The sequence below is a fragment of the Streptomyces sp. NPDC006134 genome, from assembly GCF_040628835.1.
GTDB lineage: Bacteria > Actinomycetota > Actinomycetes > Streptomycetales > Streptomycetaceae > Streptomyces.
The window spans coordinates 1-19,000 of sequence record NZ_JBEXTV010000066.1 but is presented as its reverse complement, the minus strand read 5'-3'; the positions used below and the strand labels follow the sequence as shown (position 1 = coordinate 19,000).

Sequence of the window (19,000 nt, the reverse complement as noted above, 5' to 3'; positions counted from 1 at the left end):
ACGCGATGTCCGTCTCCGCCACGGGAGCGCCCACGCGGGCGAGCGGTGCGGCGCCCGTCCGATACGGCGCCCGCCCGATACGGCGCCCGCCCGATACGGCGCCCGCCCGATACGGCGCCCGCCCGATACGGCTCCCACCAGATACGGCGCTCATCCAATGCGGCTCCCACCAGATGCGGCGCTCATCCGGTGCGGCGCCCGTCCGACGCGGCGCTCACCCGATCGCCGCCACCTCCTTGGCGAAGGCCCGCACCCGCTCGGTCTCCCCGTCCCGGTGCCACACCAGGCCGAGGGCGGAGTCGGGCAGCCCCTCGACCGGTACGAACACCACGTCCTCGCGGCGGTGGTGGGCGGCCGTGGGCCGGCACAGCAGCAGCGCGGCCCGGCCGGCGGCGACCAGGGTGAGGCCCTCCTGAAGGGTCGTCACCCGTGGGCCGGGCGTGCTGCCGGGGGCGTGCGCGGCCCGCCAGTAGGCGGGGGCCGGGGGCGCGGCCTCGACCAGCGGGACCTCCGCCAGCTCCGCGGCGGTCACCGAGGCGCGGGCCGCGAACGGGTGGCGCACGGAGACGGCCACCGTCTGCTGCTGGAGGGAGAAGACCGGGCCCAGCACCAGGTCCGGTTCCTCGACGGGCAGCAGGACGACGGCGGCGTCCACCGCCCCCTTGCGGACCGCGCCGAAGGGGTCGGCGAACGGAATCTCCACCAGGTCCGCCACACATCCCGGATGCGCCTCCTGGAACGCGGCGACCGCCCGCAGCAGCCGTACGTCCGACGTCCCCTGGAACCCGAGCCGCAGCGTGCCCGTGACGCCCCGCGCCGCCGCCCGCGCGTCCGCCACCGCCGCCCGCAGCGCGCCGTACGCCGGGCGCAGGTCCGCCAGGAAACGCTCGCCGAGCGGGGTGAGCGCCACCCGGCGGCTGGTGCGGTGCACCAGCCGGGCGCCGATGCGCTGCTCCAGGGAGCGCAGCAACTGGCTCACCCGGCTCTGCGACACGTACAGCCGCTCGGCCGCCCGCCCGAAGTGCAGTTCCTCGGCGAGGACCAGGAAGCACTCCAGCTCCCGCGTCTCCAGCCCGGCCACGGCGGTCACCCTCCCTCTCGGGACGATCGGATCGATGAGCCCCGCTCATGGAAGGGTGAGGAGTTCGCCGTTGTTCCCGGCCCGCCCGCGCCGAAGGGTGGAGGCATGTCCTCCACGACACGGAACACCGCCTCCGCGAACCCCCCGGCCGTGCCGCCCCGCCACCCGTGGGCGGCGGTGGGCGCCGTCACCGCCGCCACCTTCGCCGTCGTCACCACCGAGATGCTCCCCGTCGGCCTGCTCACCTCCCTCGGCGCGGGCCTCGGCGTCTCGGCCGGCACCGCCGGACTGGCCGTCACCCTGCCCGGGCTGGTCGCCGCGGGCGGCGCGCTGCTGCTGCCGGTCGCCATGGGCCGCACCGACCGGCGCACGGTGCTGTGCGCGCTGCTGCTCCTGCTCGCCACCGCCAACCTGCTGTGCGCGCTCGCCCCCGGCTTCGGCGTCCTGCTCGCCGCCCGCGCCCTGGTCGGCCTCTGCATCGGCGGGGTGTGGGCGGTGGCCGCCGGACTGGCGGTACGGCTGGTGCCGGCCGGCTCGACGGGGCGGGCCACCTCGCTGATCTTCAGCGGAATCGCGGTGGCGTCCGTGCTCGGCGTGCCCGCGGGCACCTTCCTCGGCGCGGTCGCGGGGTGGCGCTGGGCGTTCGCCGCGCTGACCCTGCTGGCCCTGGCGGTGGCCGCCGCGCTGCGGGCCGCGCTGCCGCCGCTGGCGGGCGAGCGGCCGGTGCGGCTCCGCACCTTCGGGCGCCTGCTGCGCGTGCCCCGCTTCTCCCGCGGCCTGACGGCGGTGGCGCTGCTGGTCACCGGCCACTTCGCGGCCTACACCTACGTCCGCCCCCTCCTGGAACGCGTCCCCGGCACGGGCCCCGGCCTCATCAGCGCCCTGCTGCTCGGCTACGGCCTCGCGGGCATCGCCGGCACCTTCACCCTGGGCGCCCTCGCGGCCCGCGCCCCGCGCCGGGCTCTGCTGGTGGTGTCGGCCGGGATCGGCGCGGCCGTCGCGCTGCTGGCCCCGGCCGGCGGCTCGCTCACCGGCTCGGTGGTGCTGCTCGTCCTGTGGGGCCTGCTGTACGGCGGTGTCTCGGTGTCCGCCCAGAACTGGCTGTCGGCCGCCGTCCCCGACGCCCGGGAGGCGGCGTCGGGCCTGTTCGCCGGGGTGTTCAACGCGGCGATCGCCCTCGGGGCGTTCACCGGCGGGCGGGCCGCGGACGCCCTCGGCCTGCCGTGGGTCCTCGCGGTGGGCGCCGGGCCGGCGCTGCTCGCCCTGCCGGCCGTGGTGTCCGCCCACCGCGCGCCGGGGGCGGCCCCCGGTCTCCGGTGACCGCCCCCGCGCCGCTCACGGCCTACGCGGCGGACAGCTCCGCCGCCACCAGCTCCGCGATCTGCACGGCGTTCAGGGCCGCGCCCTTGCGCAGGTTGTCGTTGGAGATGAACAGGGCCAGGCCGTTGTCGACGGTCTCGTCCCGGCGGATGCGGCCGACGTACGACGGGTCCTGGCCGGCGGCCTGGAGCGGGGTCGGCACGTCGGTGAGGGCCACGCCGGGGGCACCGGCCAGCAGCTCCTTGGCACGCTCCACGCTGATCGGGCGGGCGAAGCGGGCGTTGACCTGGAGGGAGTGGCCGGTGAAGACCGGCACGCGCACGCAGGTGCCGGAGACCTTCAGCCCGGGGATCTCCAGGATCTTGCGGGACTCGTTGCGGAGCTTCTGCTCCTCGTCGGTCTCGTTCAGCCCGTCGTCGACGATCGAGCCGGCCAGCGGCAGCACGTTGTACGCGATCGGCGCGACGTACTTCTGCGGCTGGGGGTAGTTGGCCGCCGCACCGTCGTGGGTCAGCTTCGGCGCGTCCTCGCCGACCTTCGTCACCTGCTCGAACAGCTCGTCGACACCGGCGAGGCCGGAGCCGGACACGGCCTGGTAGGTGGCGACGACGAGGGCCTCCAGGCCCGCCTCGGCGTGCAGCGGCTTCAGCACCGGCATCGCGGCCATCGTGGTGCAGTTCGGGTTGGCGATGATGCCCTTGGGGCGGTCCGCGATCGCGTGCGGGTTCACCTCGGACACCACCAGCGGCACCTCGGGGTCCCGGCGCCAGGCGGAGGAGTTGTCGATCACGACGGCGCCCTGCGAGGCGACCTTTTCGGCCAGCGCCTTGGAGGTGGCGCCGCCCGCGGAGAACAGCACGATGTCCAGCCCGGTGTAGTCGGCGGTGGCTGCGTCCTCCACCGTCACCCCGTCCAGCTCCTTGCCCGCGGAGCGGGCGGAGGCGAACAGGCGCAGCTCGGTGACCGGGAAGTTCCGCTCCGTGAGAATCCTGCGCATGACCGTGCCGACCTGACCGGTGGCTCCGACGATTCCGACCCTCACGGTGACTCCTCTGACGTCTCTTTACGTGGCCGTTGCCTGGCCGAGGTCTTTCCATCATGCGGCCCGGCCCGGCCCACCTGTCCACTTCTTTGCCCGGGCTGCCCGGGCAGTGGGACGCGCCGCCCCGCCGGGCGGTTGCGGAACTTCGGCCGCCACCCCCACTGAGCTGCAGATATTCAGCCCTACGGGGCGCTGGGCCGCAAGCTGTGCTGCCGCGCGCCTGCCCAGGGGCCGACGGCGCACACGGTGATGTGACGTACGCCTCCCGGTGACGATCCGCACCCGGACCGAACGTTTCCGCCCCGTCGGGCGTCCTAGGGGAAACGCGGCGAGGGGAGGGGTGGCTGTGCTGCGCGGAAAGCTCCGCCGCGCCCGGAGGGACGTCGACGACGATCCTCTGGACGCGGCGCAGGAACGCCGGGTGCGGGCGGTGCTCGCGCTCGGCGGGGTGCCGCAGGCGGACCTGCCGGACGGGGTGCAGCAGGTCCGCCTGCGGCTGCTGGAGCGGGCCGCGAGCGGGCGGGAGGCACCGCGCGACGTCTCCGCGTGGGCGGCGGTCGTCGCCTCCAACCTGGCCATGGACTGGCACCGGGCCAAGCGCCGCCAGGAGCGGATCGGCGAACGTCTGGCCGCGCTGCGTCCGCCGGAGCACCCCTCGGGGGAGGACACCAGCCTGCTCTCCCTCGCCGTCGCCCGGGGCCTGGACCACCTGCCCGATGCCCAGCGTCAGGTCGTCGTCCTGCGCTTCTACGCCGACCTGCCGGTGCGCGACATCGCCGAGCAGCTCGGCATCCCCGAGGGCACGGTCAAGAGCAGGCTGCACACGGCGGTACGGGCCCTGCGCGCCCGCCTGCACGAGGACGAGGTGGTGTGACATGGCCGCCGAACACGACAAGCGCGGCGGGCACGGCGGGTACGACAAGCACGGCGGGCACGACGGGTACGACAAGCACGGCGGGCACGACGGGTACGACAAGCACGGCGGGCACGGCGGGCGCGGCGGGCGCGGCGGTGCCGCCGGGGCGGACCCGCTGATGGCCGCGATCACGGGCGAGCCGCTGCCGCCCGGGGCCCGCGCGGACGCCGCCCTGCTGGCCGAGCACCGGTCGGCGGTGGCCGACGTGGCGCTGCTGCGGGAGCAGCTGGGGATCATCGCGGGGGCGCTCTCGGAGCCGTCCGGACCGGACCGCGCCCCCGAGCCGGCCCCTGAGCCGGCCCTCGCGCCGGCAGCCTCCGCGCCGGCAGCCCCCGCGCCGGTCCGGGCACGGCCGGCCCGTCCCCGCCCCCGTCCCCGGCGCCGTCCGCTCGCCCTCGCCTTCGGGGCGCTCGCCGTGGCCTGCGCGGGCGTGGTGGTGGCCGGTCTGGGGTGGCTGCTGGTCCAGGCCGGCGGTGGCACCGGCGACGCGTCCGGCGGCAGTGCCGCCGACGCCGGCGCCAAGGCGGAGACCCCCGCCGGGTCCGCCTTCGGCGGCCCCGGCTACCTGGCCTGCGCCGGCCTGGTGGCCGAGGGCACGGTGACCGCGGTGGAACGGGTGCCCGGCGCGGACCGGTACCGGGTGACGCTGCGCGTCACGCGGTCGTACCGGCCGGCCGCGGGGGACGACCGGGCCGTCTTCGAGCTGGACGGCTCCTCCGCCCGGCTCCGTACGGGCGACAGGGTGCTCGTTGCGATCCCGCGGCACGGGTCCGTGCCGGACGCCCTCTTCGTCGGGGAGCGGGAGATCGCCCCCGAACGCGCCGCCCTCACCGCCGCCCGGTCCGCCTCCCCCGGGCCCTCCTGCGCGTAGGGACGCGCGGGGAGGCGCACGGCAAAGGGGCGGGCGCCCCGAAGAGCGCCCGCCCCGATGCCGTACCGGACCTACGGACCTACGAGCCTATGGACCTGCGGACCCGCGGGTCCGCAGGTCCCGGGCCCGTGGACCCCGCGGACCTACGGCACGACCTTCCCGATCTTCACGCTGCCGGTGCCCGCGACCGTGCCGCGCGCGTTCACCAGCTGCACCCGGCCGAAGAACTCCCGGCCCTCCGGCGCGGCGGCCAGCGCGGTGACATCGGCGGAGACCGACGCGGACGCGCCGGTGCCGAGCTTCACCGGCGCCGTACCGTCGACGGTGACCGTGCCGAGCGAGGCGGCGAAGTACACGTCCCGGTAGTCGTAGGCGGTGGAGCCGGACGGCACCGAGTAGCCCACGACCTCGACGGTGTACGTGCCGGCGGCCGGCTTCGGCACGGAGACCGACTCCTCCGAGTCGCCGTCGGCGGACTGGCCGACGACGTTGCCGTCCTTGTCGTAGACCGTCAGGTCGAGGTCGGCGGCGGTGTCGGAGACGCCCCCGATGGCCACGTCCAGCGAGGTCGCGCCCGCGGGCACCTCGACCGTGCCGGTCCGCGTCTGGCCCTGGCCGATCGTCGGCCGGGCGGTCGCGGCCGAGCCGAGCGGGCCGCCCACCAGCTTGCCGTCGAGGGCGGCGAGGCGGTTGGTCACCGTCCAGGAGGCGGCGGCCGGGGTGCCCGCCTTCGCCTCGGGCACGGTCACGACCTCCGGGGCGAAGGCCGCGCCGAGGACGGCGACGTCGAGGGTGTAGGGGTTGTCGAGCAGCGGGGAGGTGCGGCGCGACTCGACCTCGATCTCCCAGACGCCCGGCTGCGGGTCGGCGTAGGAGCGCGCATCGGGCTTGCAGCCGTTGCCGTCGAGGTAGTTGTTGTAGCAGTACGGCGTGGAGGTGCTGTCGACCGGGACGCCGTACGGGTGCAGGGCGATGAACCGGGTCTGGCTCTTGTCCTTCAGCCCGCCGATCGCCACCTCCAGCGCCTTCGCGCCCTCGGGGACGGTCACGAAGTACGACCGGGTGCTGTTGCGCTGCACCGAACCGGAGACGGAGTGGGTGTACTTCTGCGACGCGTCCAGCGGCGCGGCGACCACGACCGTGGACAGGACCTGCTTGTCGATGCCCTCGGTGCGCGGGTCGTCGACCTCCAGGATCGCGCTCTTGAGCCCGGCGCTCCGCGGCGCGGCCTCGACCTTCACCGTCACCGGCCGGTTCAGCGGCAGCCGCACCTCGTCGGAGCCGGCGATCCGGAAGGTGCCGCCCGCGTTGTTCTCGAAGTGCAGCTCGTGGCGGATCGCCTTGTCCGCGCCGGAGGTACGGGTGAGCGTGATCTCGTACGTCTTCTTCTGGCCGGCCTTCAGGCCGCCCTCGCGGTCGTACAGGCCGGTGCCGTACCCGGGCTTCTTCAGGAACTCGTCGATGGCGGTGTCCACCGGGGCCTCGACCGTGTAGGTGTGGGCGGTGGCGCCGTCGCGGATCGCCTCCCAGGCGTCCGGAATGTTGATCAGGCCCGCGCCCTCCTCGTACGCCTGCACCCCCTTGATGTGGTCGGCGGTGGAGGTCAGCGCCGTGCGCAGGGTGGCGGGCGTCAGCTCGATGCCCTTCTGCTTCGCGGCGGACAGCAGCAGCGCGGAGGCGCCGGCGGCCTGCGGGGACGCCATCGAGGTGCCCTGGAGCATGCCGTAGCCGGCCGGGAGGGAGTAGCCCGCCTCGGTGACCGGGGCGCCCGGCAGCCAGGTCTGGATGGTGTTGATCGCGGCGCCCGGGGCGACCAGGGTGGGCGCGAAGCCGCCGTCCTCACGCGGGCCGCGCGAGGAGAACGGCATCATCGCGTACTCCTTCTCCACCACCGAGCCGTAGTTGGCGGCCCAGGTCTCCTTGGAGATGGAGGCGCCGACCGAGATCACCTTGTCGGCCAGGGACGGGTCGCCGATGGTGTTGGCGCCGGGGCCGGAGTTGCCCGCGGAGATCACCAGCTGGACGCCGTAGGTGTCGATGAGCCGGGTGTACAGCTCGGCGCGCGCGTTGTTGCCGTCGTTGAGGGCCGGGAGGCCGCCGATCGACATGTTGACGATGTCGACGCCGCGGTTGACGACGAGGTCGATCATGCCCTCGGTCAGCGCGACGTTGGTGCAGCCGCCGGACCAGGTGCAGGCGCGCGAGGAGACGATCTTCGCGCCGGGGGCGGCGCCGTTCATCTTCCCGCCGAACAGGCCGTTGGCGGCGGTGATGCCGGCGACGTGCGTGCCGTGCTCGGACTCGATGACGCCGATGTTGACGAAGTCGGCCTTGGCGCCCGCGGAGTTGTAGACGACGTCCTTGCGGATCTCGACCACGAACGGCTGGCGCTCGGCGACGTCGGTCGCCGGGTCGTCGGTGCCGAACCACCCGATCTGGAAGCCGTCCTTGTACGGCTTCATCGGCTCGTCGTCGCCGAAGTCCTGGTTGTTGTTCAGGTCGACGCGGACCGTGCCGGACGCCGCGTCGTACAGCACGCCCCAGGAGTCGGTGGTGTCGCCGTCCCGGTTGGCGTCGCCGGCGGCGTCTCCGCCGGTGGTGTACGACTCCAGGAAGGTGCTGACCCGGTAGGAGCCCGCCGGGGCCCGCCAGCTCTTGCCGCCGTAGGTGAAGGCGGGCCCTGAGACGGAGGTCAGCATCGGGCGCCAGGTCCGGTCGCCGTCGACGACCGGGTCGGTGGCGGTCACCCAGTCGACGATCTTCCGCTCGCCGGTGGTGGTCTTCTGCAGCGCCGGGTGGGCGAGGTCCACGCCGGAGTCGAGGATGCCGATGGTGATGCCGCGGCCGTCCGCCTTCGGGTGGTCCTCGACGAAGTCGACGGCGCCCGTCTCGAAGGACGGGTTGTACGGGTTCTCGGCGGGGGTCCGGCGGTCCGGGGCCGGGTACGTCGCCGTGCCCTGGGCGCCGGCGGCCCCGGCGGTGTCCGCGGCCGGCGTCGGGTCGTCCAGCGGGATCTCCTCGCGCAGGTCGATGCCGTGCACGGAGGAGAGCTTCACGGCGGCGGCGATGGCCGCGTCCGCCTTGCCGGTGGGGACGGTGGCCCGGACGTAGCCGAGCTTGTCGTAGGTGCGGCCCACGGTGCCGCCCTGGACCGCGTCCAGCTGCCGGGCGACCTGCTCGGTCTGCCCGGGCGCGGTGGCGACCATCATCGTGACGTTCTTCTCGCCCTCGGCCTTCGCCTCGGCGAGCAGGTCCGCGTCGTCCGAACCGAGCTTGTCGTGCGCCGACTTGGCGGCGTCGTCGGCCGGGCTGGAGGCGGCCGGGCCGGAGGCGGCCGGGGCGTCGGCGGCGAAGGCCAGGGGTATCGGCCCGGCGGTGCAGAGCGCGGCGACGATGCCCGCGGCCACGGCGGTGCGGGCCAGGCGTCTGGCGCCCGGTATCGGTTCGCGCTGGGGGGTGTGGGTCATCGGCATCCCTTGGAGGTAAAGGAACGATCGGGTGCGACCGGGACCGATCGGCCCTGGCCGCGGAAGTCCGGAATGCGATCCCGGATGACCGCTCAGCCTGACGCAAGGGGTGGATGTTTGGGGAGAGTTGATGGAGGCGGGATGGGGCCGTGGCGTAATTCCGCCATGCGCCACCGGGAATGTATGGGGCGAACCAGGGCATTCCCGTGCGCGGACCGGTCGTACCGGACGCCGCGCGGGTTAACGTCACGGCGTGCGCAGGAAGGTCCGGGCGGCGGCCTACGCCCTCTGCGTCCGGGACGGCCGGGTGCCGTTCGTCGACACCGGGCTGCGGCTGTGGCGCGAGCGGCCGGTGACGGGACGGCTCGCGCGGGCGGAGGAGTAGCGCACGGCCCCGGGACGCGCCCGCCGGTCGGTCGCCCAAGTCGGCCGGAACACACTCAACCACCGCAACACCACGCAACCTTCCCTCCACCCCCGGTGGTCTCTCCGCCCGACCGGGCTCGACGGCCACCGGCATCGAGCGGAGCAGCACGAGGACCACGAGGACCAGGGGGAACCCCATGACCGCACGCATACGGACCGCCCTCGGCACGGCGACCGCCGTGGCGCTCACGGCCGCGCTCACCGCCGGACTGGCGGGCACCGCCACCGCGGCACCGGCCACGGACGGCCACGACGCGACCCGCCGCGCCCTCCGGGCCGCCGTCGAGGACGGCGTGCCCGGCGCGGTGGCCACCGCCCGCGACGGCCACGCCACCTGGTCCGCGACCGCCGGCGTCGGCGACCTGCGCACGGGCGAGCCGCGCTCGGCGCAGGACCGGTACCGGGTGGGCAGCATCACCAAGACGTTCGTGGCCACCGTGCTGCTCCAGCTGGAGGCCGAGGGCCGCCTCTCCCTGGACGACACGGTGGAGAAGTGGCTGCCCGGCCTGGTGCGCGGCAACGGTTACGACGGCACCCGCATCACCCTGCGGCAACTGCTGAACCACACCAGCGGCATCTCCAACTACACCGCCGACAAGGAGTTCGCCCGCACGTACTTCGCCGCGGACGGCTTCCTGCGGCACCGCTACGACACGGTGCCGCCCGAGCGTCTCGTCGCCGTCGCCCTGTCCCACCGGCCCGACTTCGAGCCGGGCGCCTCCTGGAACTACTCCAACACCAACTACGTCCTGGCCGGCCTGGTCGTCGAGAAGGCCACGGGCCGCCCCTGGGGCGAGGAGGTCCGCCGCCGCGTCATCGACCCGCTGCACCTGCGCGCCACCTCCGTCCCCGGCGCCCGGGCCACCGTCCCCGGACCCAGCAGCCGCGCCTACTCCAAGCTGGCCGAGACGGCGACGGGCCCCACGTACGACGTCACGAAGCTCAACCCCTCCATCGCCGCCGCGGCCGGCGAGATGATCTCCAGCTCGGCGGACCTGAACCGCTTCTACACGGCCCTGCTCCGCGGCCGGCTGCTGCCGCCGGCGCAGCTGGCCGAGATGACGGACACGGTGAAGACGGGCGAGGCCTTCGACTACGGCCTGGGCCTGATCAAGTCCGAGCTGGACTGCGGCGTGACCGTCTGGGGGCACAGCGGCGGCATCCACGGCTCCTCGTCGGAGGCGGTGACGACGCGGGACGGCCGCCACGCGCTCGCCCTCAACTTCAACGGCGACTGGTCCGGCGACAGCGGGGCGGTGATCGAGGCGGAGTTCTGCGGGAGCTGACCGCGGCAACGAGGAGGGACCGGCGGGCGGTTCACCCCGCGGCCCCTCCTCTCCCCTCCTGGTGCCGCCCACGGTCCGTCACTACCGGGGCAACACCACGACGTATGCGGCGGGTTCCCTGTCTTCCGCCGCCATCAACGCGGTCCTCACGACGGTCGCCTGCTGTTCCGGCGCGTCGCGGAGCTTCTTGGGGGTGAGGTGCACGACGGTGATGCCCAGCCGCTCCAGGTGCTCGCGCTTGCGGACGTACTCCGACCACACCGCGTCCTCGTCGTGGGGCTGCCCCCGCCGGTGGGCGCGGGTGTCCAGCTCCACCGCCACCGCGTGGTCCGGCCAGTAGGCGTCCACACCGCCGAGGAGCGGACCGCCGGGCAGGCGCAGATCGACGTTCCACGCCGGGTCCGGCAGGCCGTACTCGCGCACCAGTCGGTACAGGCGGTCCTCCGCGATCGCCCGGCCCTCGGCCAGCAGGGACTCCACCGCGTCCACCACGTGCGGGCGGCTCAGCAGCCGCGCCCGCTTCAGCTCCCGGACCACCGAGGCCGGCTCGCAGTACCCGCCGCGCACCGCCTCCGTCAGCAGCCGCTGCACGGCGGCCGCGTCCGTCAGCTCCGCCACCGTGTCGGCCAGGGCCCGCGCCACCGGCGCGACCGGGAGCCCGGTGACCTGCTCGGGCACGGGCAGGTCGGCGGTGCGCAGGATCCGCGCACAGCCCGCCGAGCGGAGCCGGCGCAGCCGGGGGACGAGGACGTCGATGGCGTCCAGGGCCGGCAGCGGGGGAGTGGAGGTGAATCCGTGCAGGGTCAGCGCGGCCAGTCCGGTGATCACCGCTTCCGCCGGGCCGGTCCCGCAGGCCGCCCGGGCGCCGGGCTGGGAGGGGACGCCGGCGGTCCGCTCGCGCGCCGCGTACAGCAGCACCGCGTGCAGCCGCTCCTCGCTGGTCGGCGGCCCGGGATGGAGCAGGACGACACCGGGCAGGAGCTGCCGCCAGGGACCGCCGGGGCGGCACTGTGCGTTCGTCTCGGCGGCCGGGACGCCGTGCGCGCGGAGCTGGGCCGCGGTCAGGACGCGGCGCGGGCCGGCGACGAGCTGCTGGAGGGGGCGCGGGGAGAGCGGGGTGTTGTGGTTCATGCCCCGGGAACTTCCCTCATTCCCCCCCTCTTTGAACCCGTGTTACGCGTCCGTCGACAAACACGGACAAGAACGCCCTAAAGGACGGGTGTTCGGATGCCGAAAACCCCTGGTCCGTTCGGGTCGGGACCAGGGGTTACGGGGTGATTGCCTGAATTCCGTAACGGTTACTCAGCGCACATCTCGGGGGTGTGGTCAGCCGGCCGCCGCGTCGCACGCCTGACCGCGCAGCGCCCGCGCCAGGTCGTCCCGCGCCTCCAGCACCAGGCGGCGCAGGGCGGGCGCGGCACCGGCGTGCGCCGCCAGCCACGCGTCCGTCGCGTCCAGCGTCTCCTGCGAGTCCTGGAGCGCCGGGAACAGGCCCCGGACGACGTCCATCCCGATCTGGATGGACCGCTCGCTCCACACCCGCTCGATCGCCGCGAAGTACTTCTCGGCGTACGGCGCGAGCAGCTCCCGCTGCGAGGGCTGCGTGAAGCCCGCGATCGTCGCCTCCACCAGGGCGTTCGACAGCGCGTCCGACTCCACGACCTGCGCCCACGCCTGCGCCTTGACCGCCGCCGAGGGGCGGGCGGCCAGGCAGCGCACCTGGTGGCGCTTGCCGGAGGCGGTGTCGTCCCGGGCCAGCTCGGCGGCGATCACCGTCTCGTCGGCCACGCCGTGCGCCGCCAGCGGCTCCAGGAACGCCCAGCGCAGCTCCTGGTCCACGTCCAGCCCGTCGATCTTCCCGGTGCCCTCCAGCAGGCCCCGCAGCAGCCGCAGATCGGCCTCCGTACAGGCCGTCCGCGCGAAGAAGCGGGCCCAGGCCAGCTGCTGCTCGCTGCCCGGCTCGGCGTCCCGCAGCTCGCGCAGCGCGCCCTCGGCCAGCAGCCGTTCGCCGGTCTCGCGCCACGCGGGTGCCGCGTAGTGCACCAGCGCGGAGTCCGCCCACGCGTGCAGCATCTGCAGGACGCCGATGTCCGACTCGCGGCCCGCGAACCGCAGCACCAGGTCCACGAACTCCCGCGCCGGCAGCAGCGCGTCCCGCGTCATGTTCCACAGCGCCGACCAGCACAGGGCGCGGGCCAGCGGGTCCGTCATGCCGCCGAGGCCGGCGCGCAGCGTGGCCAGCGACGTCTCGTCGAAGCGGATCTTGCAGTACGTCAGGTCGTCGTCGTTGACCAGCACCAGCTCCGGCGCGTCCGCCCCGGCCAGCTCCGCCACGACCGTGCGCGGCCCGTCCACGTCCACCTCGGCGCGCGCGTACCGCTCCAGGGCGCCGCCCCCGGTCCGCCGGTACAGGCCCACCGCCACCCGGTGCGGGCGCAGCTCGGGGTGCGACTCGGCGGCCTCCTGCACCACCGCCAGCTCGTCGATCCGCCCCTCGGCGTCCAGCAGCACCTGCGGGGTCAGCGCGTTGACGCCGGCCGTCTGGAGCCACGACCGCGCCCAGGCGCCCATGTCCCGCCCGCTGGTCTCCTCCAGCACCGACAGCAGGTCGCCCAGGCGCGTGTTGCCGTACGCGTGCCGCTTGAAGTACCGCCGCGCGCCCTCCAGGAAGGCGTCCTGGCCGACGTACGCCACGAGCTGCTTGAGCACGCTGGCGCCCTTGGCGTAGGTGATGCCGTCGAAGTTGAGCTTGGCGTCCTGGAGGTCGCGGATGTCGGCGGTGATCGGGTGGGTGGAGGGGAGCTGGTCGGCGCGGTAGGCCCACGCCTTGCGGCGGTTGGCGAAGGTGATCCAGCCGTCGGTGAAGCGGGTCGCGCCCACCAGCGAGAAGGCGCCCATGAAGTCGGCGAAGGACTCCTTCAGCCACAGGTCGTCCCACCACTGCATGGTGACCAGGTCGCCGAACCACATGTGCGCCATCTCGTGCAGGATCACGTTGGCGCGGCCCTCGTACGACGCCCGCGTCACCTTCCCGCGGAAGATGAACTCCTCCCGGAACGTCACCAGCCCCGGGTTCTCCATCGCGCCCAGGTTGTATTCCGGCACGAACGCCTGGTCGTACTTGCCGAACGGGTACGGGTAGTCGAAGTGGTCGTGGAAGAAGTCCAGGCCCTGCTTGGTCACCAGGAACACGTCGTCGGCGTCGAAGTGCGGGGCCAGGCCCTTGCGGCACATCGCGCCGAGCGGGATCTCCAGCGTCGTGCCGTCGTCGAAGGTCCGCGTGTAGGTGTCGGTCACATAGTGGTACGGGCCCGCCACGACACACGTGATGTACGTCGAGATCGGCTTGGTCTCCGCGAACCGCCACACCCCGTCGGCGCGCTCGCCGACGCCGTTGGACCACACCGTCCACTCCTCGGGCGCCCGCACCTCGAAGCGGAACGGGGCCTTGAGGTCCGGCTGCTCGAAGTTGGCGAAGACCCGGCGGGCGTCGGCCGGCTCGTACTGGGTGTACAGGTACACCTCGCCGTCCTCGGGGTCGACGAAGCGGTGCAGGCCCTCGCCGGTGCGGGAGTAGGCGCACTGGGCGTCGACGATCAGCTCGTTCTCGGCGGCGAGGTCCTCCAGCGCGATCCGGGAGCCGTCGAAGACCTCGCCCGGGTCCAGGTCGCGCCCGTTGAGGCTGACCGCCGTGACGCTCGGCGCGATCAGGTCCGCGAACGTCGACGCGCCCGGCTCGGCGCAGCGGAACCGGATCGTGGTGACGGAGCGGAAGGTGCGCGGCCCCTCCCGGTGCTCGTCACCGACCGCGGAACGCACGTCGAGGGACACCTCGTACCCGTCGACGGACAGCAGGGCGGCCCGCTCCCGGGCCTCGTCGCGGGACAGATTCTCACCGGGCACGGGCGGCACTCCCTCGGCTCGTGATCAGGATGTGGACAGCCCTGATCCTGCCATGCGCCCCTGACGGCGGACAGCCGGGAATGGGCGGGGCGGGCCTGCGCGTTCCCCGGGGGATCGGCTGCCGAACCGCTTGCCTCACGAGGAGAGACATGTCCGAGAAGACTCCCGTCGACTTCTGGTTCGACCCGCTGTGCCCCTGGGCCTGGATGACCTCCCGCTGGGTGCTGGAGGTGGAGAAGCTCCGCGACATCGAGGTCCGCTGGCACGTGATGAGCCTGGCCGTCCTCAACGAGGACAAGCTCGACGAGCTCCCCGAGGAGTACCGCGAGATGCTCGCGACCAAGGCGTGGGGACCGGTCCGGGTCGTCATCGCCGCCCAGGAGGAGCACGGCGCCGAGGTCCTCGGCGACCTCTACACCGCGCTCGGCACCCGCATCCACAACCAGGGCGGCGGCCTGGAGAAGGAGACGGTCGCCGCGGCGCTGAAGGACGTCGGCCTGCCCGAGTCCCTGATGGACCACTGGGACGGCACGCCGTACGAGCCGCAGCTGCGCGCCTCCCACAAGGAGGGCATCGACAAGGTCGGCCAGGAGGTCGGCACCCCGGTCATCGCCGTCCCCGGCCCCGACGGCGAGCAGATCGCCTTCTTCGGCCCGGTCGTCACCCCCGCCCCCAAGGGCGAGCAGGCCGCCAAGCTGTGGGACGGCACCCTCGCGGTCGCCTCCGTCCCCGGCTTCTACGAGATCAAGCGCACCCGCACCCAGGGGCCGGTCTTCGACTGAGCCTCGGGCGGGCGGCCGGCCCGCGACGGCTCAGCCGCCCGCCGCCCGGAACGACTCCGGCAGGCTGAACCCGGACTTCCAGTTGAAGTACGACTGCACCCGCAGGCACCCGTCGCGGGCACAGCGCCGGTAGGTGCCGATGTCCGCCCTGGGCACCTGGGTGAGGGCGTAGGCCCTCTCCTCGTCGGTGAGCGGCCGGAAGTCCTGGTCGGTGTCCCCGCAGTTGGGGCACCGCCTGTTCGGAAGACCCATGCGGGCCACTGTCCCCCGGAGGCCCCCGTACCGGAAGCGGCGCACGGCCGTATCCGCCGCGCGCACCGGCGCGCCCCGGGCGCCCTCGGGCACCGGCCGCGTCGGCCGCGCCCCGGCGCGCGCCCCTGCGTGAGGCGCCCGGCCCGCCGCGCCGCCCTGGCCCCCGGCGGCCTCCCGCGCCACGCCCTCGGCCACGATCTGGCCCGGGATGCCCCGGCCCGGGATGCCCCGGCCCGCGCGGTCCCCGCATGCGGGAAGCCCCCGTGAGTCACGTCCTCACGGGGGCTTCCCTCTTTTCCGCCCGCCGCGCGAAAGGTGAGAAGACGATCACGAGGCAGGACGTCTCACGGGCGCGTCAGGGCGCCGGCAGCAGCGCGTTCGCGCGGGACTTCGCGGCCTCGTAGCGCCGCGCCACGTCCTGCCAGTTGACGACCTGCCACATCGCCTCGATGAAGTCCACCTTCTGGTTCTTGTACTGGAGGTAGAAGGCGTGCTCCCAGGCGTCGAAGACCAGGATCGGGGTCGAGCCCTGGCCCACGTTGCCCTGGTGGTCGTAGACCTGCTCGACGATCAGCCGCCCGCTCAGCGGCTCGTACGCCAGGACGCCCCAGCCGGAGCCCTGCGTGGTCGCGGCGGCCTTGGAGAGCTGGGCCTTGAAGCCGGCGAAGGAACCGAACGACTCCTTGATCGCCTCCGCCAGCTCGCCCACGCCGTCCTGGGCCAGCGGCTCGCCGCCGCCGTCCTTCGGGCCGGTCATGTTCTGCCAGTAGATCGAGTGCAGGATGTGCCCGGACAGGTGGAAGGCCAGGTTCTTCTCCAGGCCGTTGACCGAGCCCCACGCCTCCTTGTCCCGGGCCTCGGCGAGCTGCTCCAGCGTGTCGTTGGCGCCCTTCACATAGGCCGCGTGGTGCTTGTCGTGGTGCAGCTCGATGATCTCCGGGCTGATCACGGGGGCCAGCGCGGAGTAGTCGTACGGCAGTTCAGGCAGCGTGTAGACGGGCATGGCGGATCCCCTCCGACCTCTTATTGCAAAAGGCTTGCAAGTGCACGCTAGCAGCAAGAGGGGGGCGCGCGCGTGCCCGGGCATGCGAAAGGGCCCCCGTCCGGACTCCCTTGTTCCAGGGGTCCGGGCGGGGGCCCTTCGGGCACCGGCCGCCGTCAGCGGCGGGCGCGGGCCCTCTGCCAGGCGTAGCCGACGGCCGCCAGGACCAGCGTCATGCCGCCCGTCGAGTACAGCTGCACGCGCGTGTCCGGCTCGCGGGCCATCAGGACGAAGATCGCCGCCATGCCGGCCAGCGCCAGCCACGTCAGCCACGGGAACGCCCACATCCGCACCACCAGCTTCTCCGGCGCCTCCCGCTCCAGGCGGCGGCGCAGCCGCAGCTGCGAGACGGCAATGAAGATCCAGACGACCAGAATCACCGCGCCGATCATGTTCAGCAGCCAGGAGAAGACGTCGTCGGGCCGCCAGTAGCTCAGCAGCACGCAGCCGAACCCGAAGACGGAGGAGGCCAGTACGGCCACCCGCGGCACCCCGCCCGACACCCGGCCCAGCGCCTTGGGGCCCTCGCCCCGCTCGACCAGCGAGTAGGCGATGCGGGAGGCGCCGTAGATGTTGGCGTTCATCGCGCTCAGCAGTGCGACCAGCACGACCACGTTCATCAGCTGGCCGGCGCCGGGGATGCCGAGGGTGTCGAGGGTGGCGACGTACGGGCCCTTCGCGACGACCTCCGCGGAGTCCCACGGGACGAGGGTGACGATGACCGCCATCGAGCCGACGTAGAACAGCGCGATCCGCCACATCGCCGTCCGTACGGCGCCGGCCACGCCCTTGACCGGGTCCTGCGACTCGGCCGCGGCGATCGTGACCGTCTCCAGGCCGCCGTAGGCGAAGACGGAGGCGAGCAGGCCGACGATCAGGCCCTCGCTGCCGTTGGGCAGGAAGTCGCTCAGGTGGGAGGTGCCGGGGGAGTCGGTGCCGGGCAGCACGCCCGCGATCGCCAGCACGCCGAGCGCCAGGAACAGGACGATGGCGCCGACCTTCAGCGCCGCGAACCAGAACTCGAACTCGCCGAAGTTCTTCACGGCGGCCAGGTTGGTGCCGCAGAAGACGACCATGAACAGCGCGACCCAGGCCCACTCGGGCGTCCCCGGCAGCCAGCCGGACACGATCTGCGCGGCGCCGATGCCCTCCAGGCCGACCGCCGTGCACAGCAGCACCCAGAACGACCAGCCCGCGGTGAAGCCCGCCCAGGGACCGATGGCCCGCTCGGCGTGCGCGGAGAAGGAGCCCGACGACGGATAGGCGGCCGACATCTCGCCCAGCATCCGCATCACCAGCATCACGAGGATGCCGGAGAGGGCGTAGGCGATGACGATCGAGGGTCCGGCGGCGGCGATGCCGGCTCCGGATCCGACGAACAGGCCGGCGCCGATCACGCCGCCGAGGGCGATCATCGACAGATGGCGCTGCTTGAGGCCGTGGGAGAGGGAAGCGCCGTCCGTGGCCGGCGGCTTCTCTGTGGTGGTGCTGGGCATGGGCGCGGCTCGTCCAGGGGGTGAGGCGGTGGCGGGCGTAAAACGCCCACAGTCTGGGCGGTCGCCCCGCTCGCGGGCAGGGGGTTCCCACCATACGGACGCCGGAGACGCGGAGCGTGAGGGGCCGGTCACCCGGCGGGGATGCGCGGTGCGAGGCGCGCGGTGCGAGGCCGGGCAGGCGTCTCCGGTTTGGTGGAAGTCTACAGTCGCGGCCAGTGGGGCCGGAGTGGGGGAAACGTCTCTTCGCCCGTGACCGGTATCACGCCGTACTTGGTGTAACCGGCAGCCTTTGTGCGGAGTGCACCAAGCCGCCGCTCGACCCTTTGTCGGGCGCTGACGGTGATCGCCACCAGCGCGCTGGGATAGCGTCGCATCGTCCCGACATGTCCACACCACCGCGGAGTCCCCATGAGCACCGCTGCCGCAACCCCCACCCGCACCGGCCAGGTCCTCGCCGACCTCCTTCCGGCCTCCCGCGTCCGCGACGTCGCGCTCGTGCTCGGCGGTGCCGCGCTCACCGGCCTCGCCGCCCAGATCTCCGTCCCCGTGCCGGGCTCCCCGGTCCCGGTGACCGGCCAGACCTTCGCCGCGCTGCTGGTCGGCACGTCCCTCGGCGCCCGCCGCGGCGTCCTGTCGATCGCGCTGTACGCGCTGGCCGGCATGGCGGGCGTGCCGTGGTTCGCGCAGGGCGCCTCCGGGACGGCGGCCCCCTCCCTCGGCTACGTCTTCGGCATGCTGCTCGCCGCCGCGGTCGTGGGCGCGCTGGCCCGCCGCGGCGCCGACCGCTCCGCCTGGCGCACGGCCGGCACGATGGTGCTGGGCGAGGCGGTCATCTACGCCGTCGGCGTCCCGTACCTGGCCCTGGCGACCGGCATGTCCGCCACCGCCGCGATCGCGGCCGGCCTCACGCCCTTCCTGATCGGCGACGCCCTGAAGGCGGTCCTGGCGATGGGCCTGCTGCCGGCCGCCTGGAAGCTGGCCGGCAAGCGCTGACCCGCGGCGAGAACGGGGAAGGGGTCCTGCGGCACACGCCGCAGGACCCCTTCCCCGTTCTAAGCGCCACCGCGCAAGCGGGGGGGCGGGATTCCCCCCGGACCCCCCCCGCCGTACGCCCCC

General features: G+C 73.8%; 15 protein-coding genes. 7 read left to right on the top strand and 8 right to left on the bottom strand.

The window, feature by feature from the left end; all coding sequences use genetic code 11:
• Positions 1-214: 214 nt before the first annotated feature.
• On the bottom strand, positions 215-1,081 hold the full coding sequence (locus ABZ340_RS31265; protein WP_358785235.1) for a LysR family transcriptional regulator: 867 nt from the start codon (positions 1,079-1,081) through the stop codon (positions 215-217).
• A gap of 105 nt (positions 1,082-1,186) precedes the next feature.
• On the opposite strand from ABZ340_RS31265, the gene ABZ340_RS31260 reads away from it, so the two are divergent.
• Positions 1,187-2,401: an MFS transporter gene (locus tag ABZ340_RS31260; protein ID WP_358785234.1), complete on the top strand. Its 1,215-nt coding sequence runs from the start codon at positions 1,187-1,189 to the stop codon at positions 2,399-2,401.
• 22 nt (positions 2,402-2,423) lie between these two features.
• On the opposite strand, the gene ABZ340_RS31255 is transcribed toward ABZ340_RS31260, so the two are convergent.
• Positions 2,424-3,443 (bottom strand): aspartate-semialdehyde dehydrogenase, encoded by a 1,020-nt coding sequence (locus tag ABZ340_RS31255; RefSeq protein ID WP_358785233.1) that lies wholly within the window; start codon positions 3,441-3,443, stop codon positions 2,424-2,426.
• Positions 3,444-3,783: 340 nt separating this feature from the next.
• Between ABZ340_RS31255 and ABZ340_RS31250 the strand changes: the two genes are divergently transcribed.
• Positions 3,784-4,317, top strand: a complete 534-nt coding sequence (locus ABZ340_RS31250; protein ID WP_358785232.1) for a sigma-70 family RNA polymerase sigma factor — start codon at positions 3,784-3,786, stop codon at positions 4,315-4,317.
• Position 4,318: 1 nt separating this feature from the next.
• Entirely contained in the window at positions 4,319-5,230 is a 912-nt protein-coding gene (locus ABZ340_RS31245; RefSeq protein WP_358785231.1) for a hypothetical protein, read from the top strand.
• 143 nt (positions 5,231-5,373) lie between these two features.
• Here ABZ340_RS31245 and ABZ340_RS31240 read toward each other — a convergent pair whose 3' ends face one another.
• Positions 5,374-8,697: a S8 family serine peptidase gene (locus ABZ340_RS31240; protein ID WP_358785230.1), complete on the bottom strand. Its 3,324-nt coding sequence runs from the start codon at positions 8,695-8,697 to the stop codon at positions 5,374-5,376.
• A gap of 253 nt (positions 8,698-8,950) precedes the next feature.
• Here ABZ340_RS31240 and ABZ340_RS31235 point away from each other — a divergent pair, with 253 nt between their 5' ends.
• Both ABZ340_RS31235 and ABZ340_RS31230 read left to right on the top strand, forming a co-directional pair.
• Positions 8,951-9,082 carry a hypothetical protein gene (locus ABZ340_RS31235; protein WP_358785229.1) on the top strand — a complete coding sequence of 44 codons (132 nt, stop codon included), beginning with the start codon at positions 8,951-8,953 and terminating at the stop codon, positions 9,080-9,082.
• Between the two features lie 178 nt (positions 9,083-9,260).
• A complete protein-coding gene (locus ABZ340_RS31230) occupies positions 9,261-10,409 on the top strand; it encodes a serine hydrolase domain-containing protein (RefSeq protein WP_358785228.1) in 1,149 nt (382 codons plus the stop codon).
• A gap of 81 nt (positions 10,410-10,490) precedes the next feature.
• Here ABZ340_RS31230 and ABZ340_RS31225 read toward each other — a convergent pair whose 3' ends face one another.
• Both ABZ340_RS31225 and pepN read right to left on the bottom strand, forming a co-directional pair.
• Positions 10,491-11,540, bottom strand: coding sequence for a hypothetical protein (locus tag ABZ340_RS31225; protein ID WP_358785227.1), 1,050 nt, complete (start codon positions 11,538-11,540; stop codon positions 10,491-10,493).
• Between the two features lie 195 nt (positions 11,541-11,735).
• On the bottom strand, positions 11,736-14,312 hold the full coding sequence (pepN, locus tag ABZ340_RS31220) for an aminopeptidase N (RefSeq protein ID WP_358785226.1): 2,577 nt from the start codon (positions 14,310-14,312) through the stop codon (positions 11,736-11,738).
• A 149-nt stretch (positions 14,313-14,461) separates the two neighbouring features.
• Between pepN and ABZ340_RS31215 the strand changes: the two genes are divergently transcribed.
• Positions 14,462-15,094, top strand: coding sequence for a DsbA family protein (locus tag ABZ340_RS31215; protein ID WP_358785225.1), 633 nt, complete (start codon positions 14,462-14,464; stop codon positions 15,092-15,094).
• Between the two features lie 30 nt (positions 15,095-15,124).
• Here the strand turns inward: ABZ340_RS31215 and ABZ340_RS31210 are convergent, their stop codons facing one another.
• The 3 genes from ABZ340_RS31210 to ABZ340_RS31200 all read right to left on the bottom strand — a co-directional run bounded on the left by ABZ340_RS31210 (position 15,125) and on the right by ABZ340_RS31200 (position 17,884).
• The gene (locus ABZ340_RS31210) at positions 15,125-15,346 is read right to left on the bottom strand and encodes a hypothetical protein (RefSeq protein ID WP_358785224.1); all 222 of its coding nucleotides are present in this window, start codon (positions 15,344-15,346) and stop codon (positions 15,125-15,127) included.
• 355 nt (positions 15,347-15,701) lie between these two features.
• Positions 15,702-16,349 (bottom strand): superoxide dismutase, encoded by a 648-nt coding sequence (locus ABZ340_RS31205; RefSeq protein ID WP_358785223.1) that lies wholly within the window; start codon positions 16,347-16,349, stop codon positions 15,702-15,704.
• 155 nt (positions 16,350-16,504) lie between these two features.
• Positions 16,505-17,884: an amino acid permease gene (locus ABZ340_RS31200; RefSeq protein ID WP_358785222.1), complete on the bottom strand. Its 1,380-nt coding sequence runs from the start codon at positions 17,882-17,884 to the stop codon at positions 16,505-16,507.
• Between the two features lie 408 nt (positions 17,885-18,292).
• Here ABZ340_RS31200 and ABZ340_RS31195 point away from each other — a divergent pair, with 408 nt between their 5' ends.
• Positions 18,293-18,877: a biotin transporter BioY gene (locus tag ABZ340_RS31195; RefSeq protein WP_358785221.1), complete on the top strand. Its 585-nt coding sequence runs from the start codon at positions 18,293-18,295 to the stop codon at positions 18,875-18,877.
• Positions 18,878-19,000 lie beyond the last annotated feature (123 nt).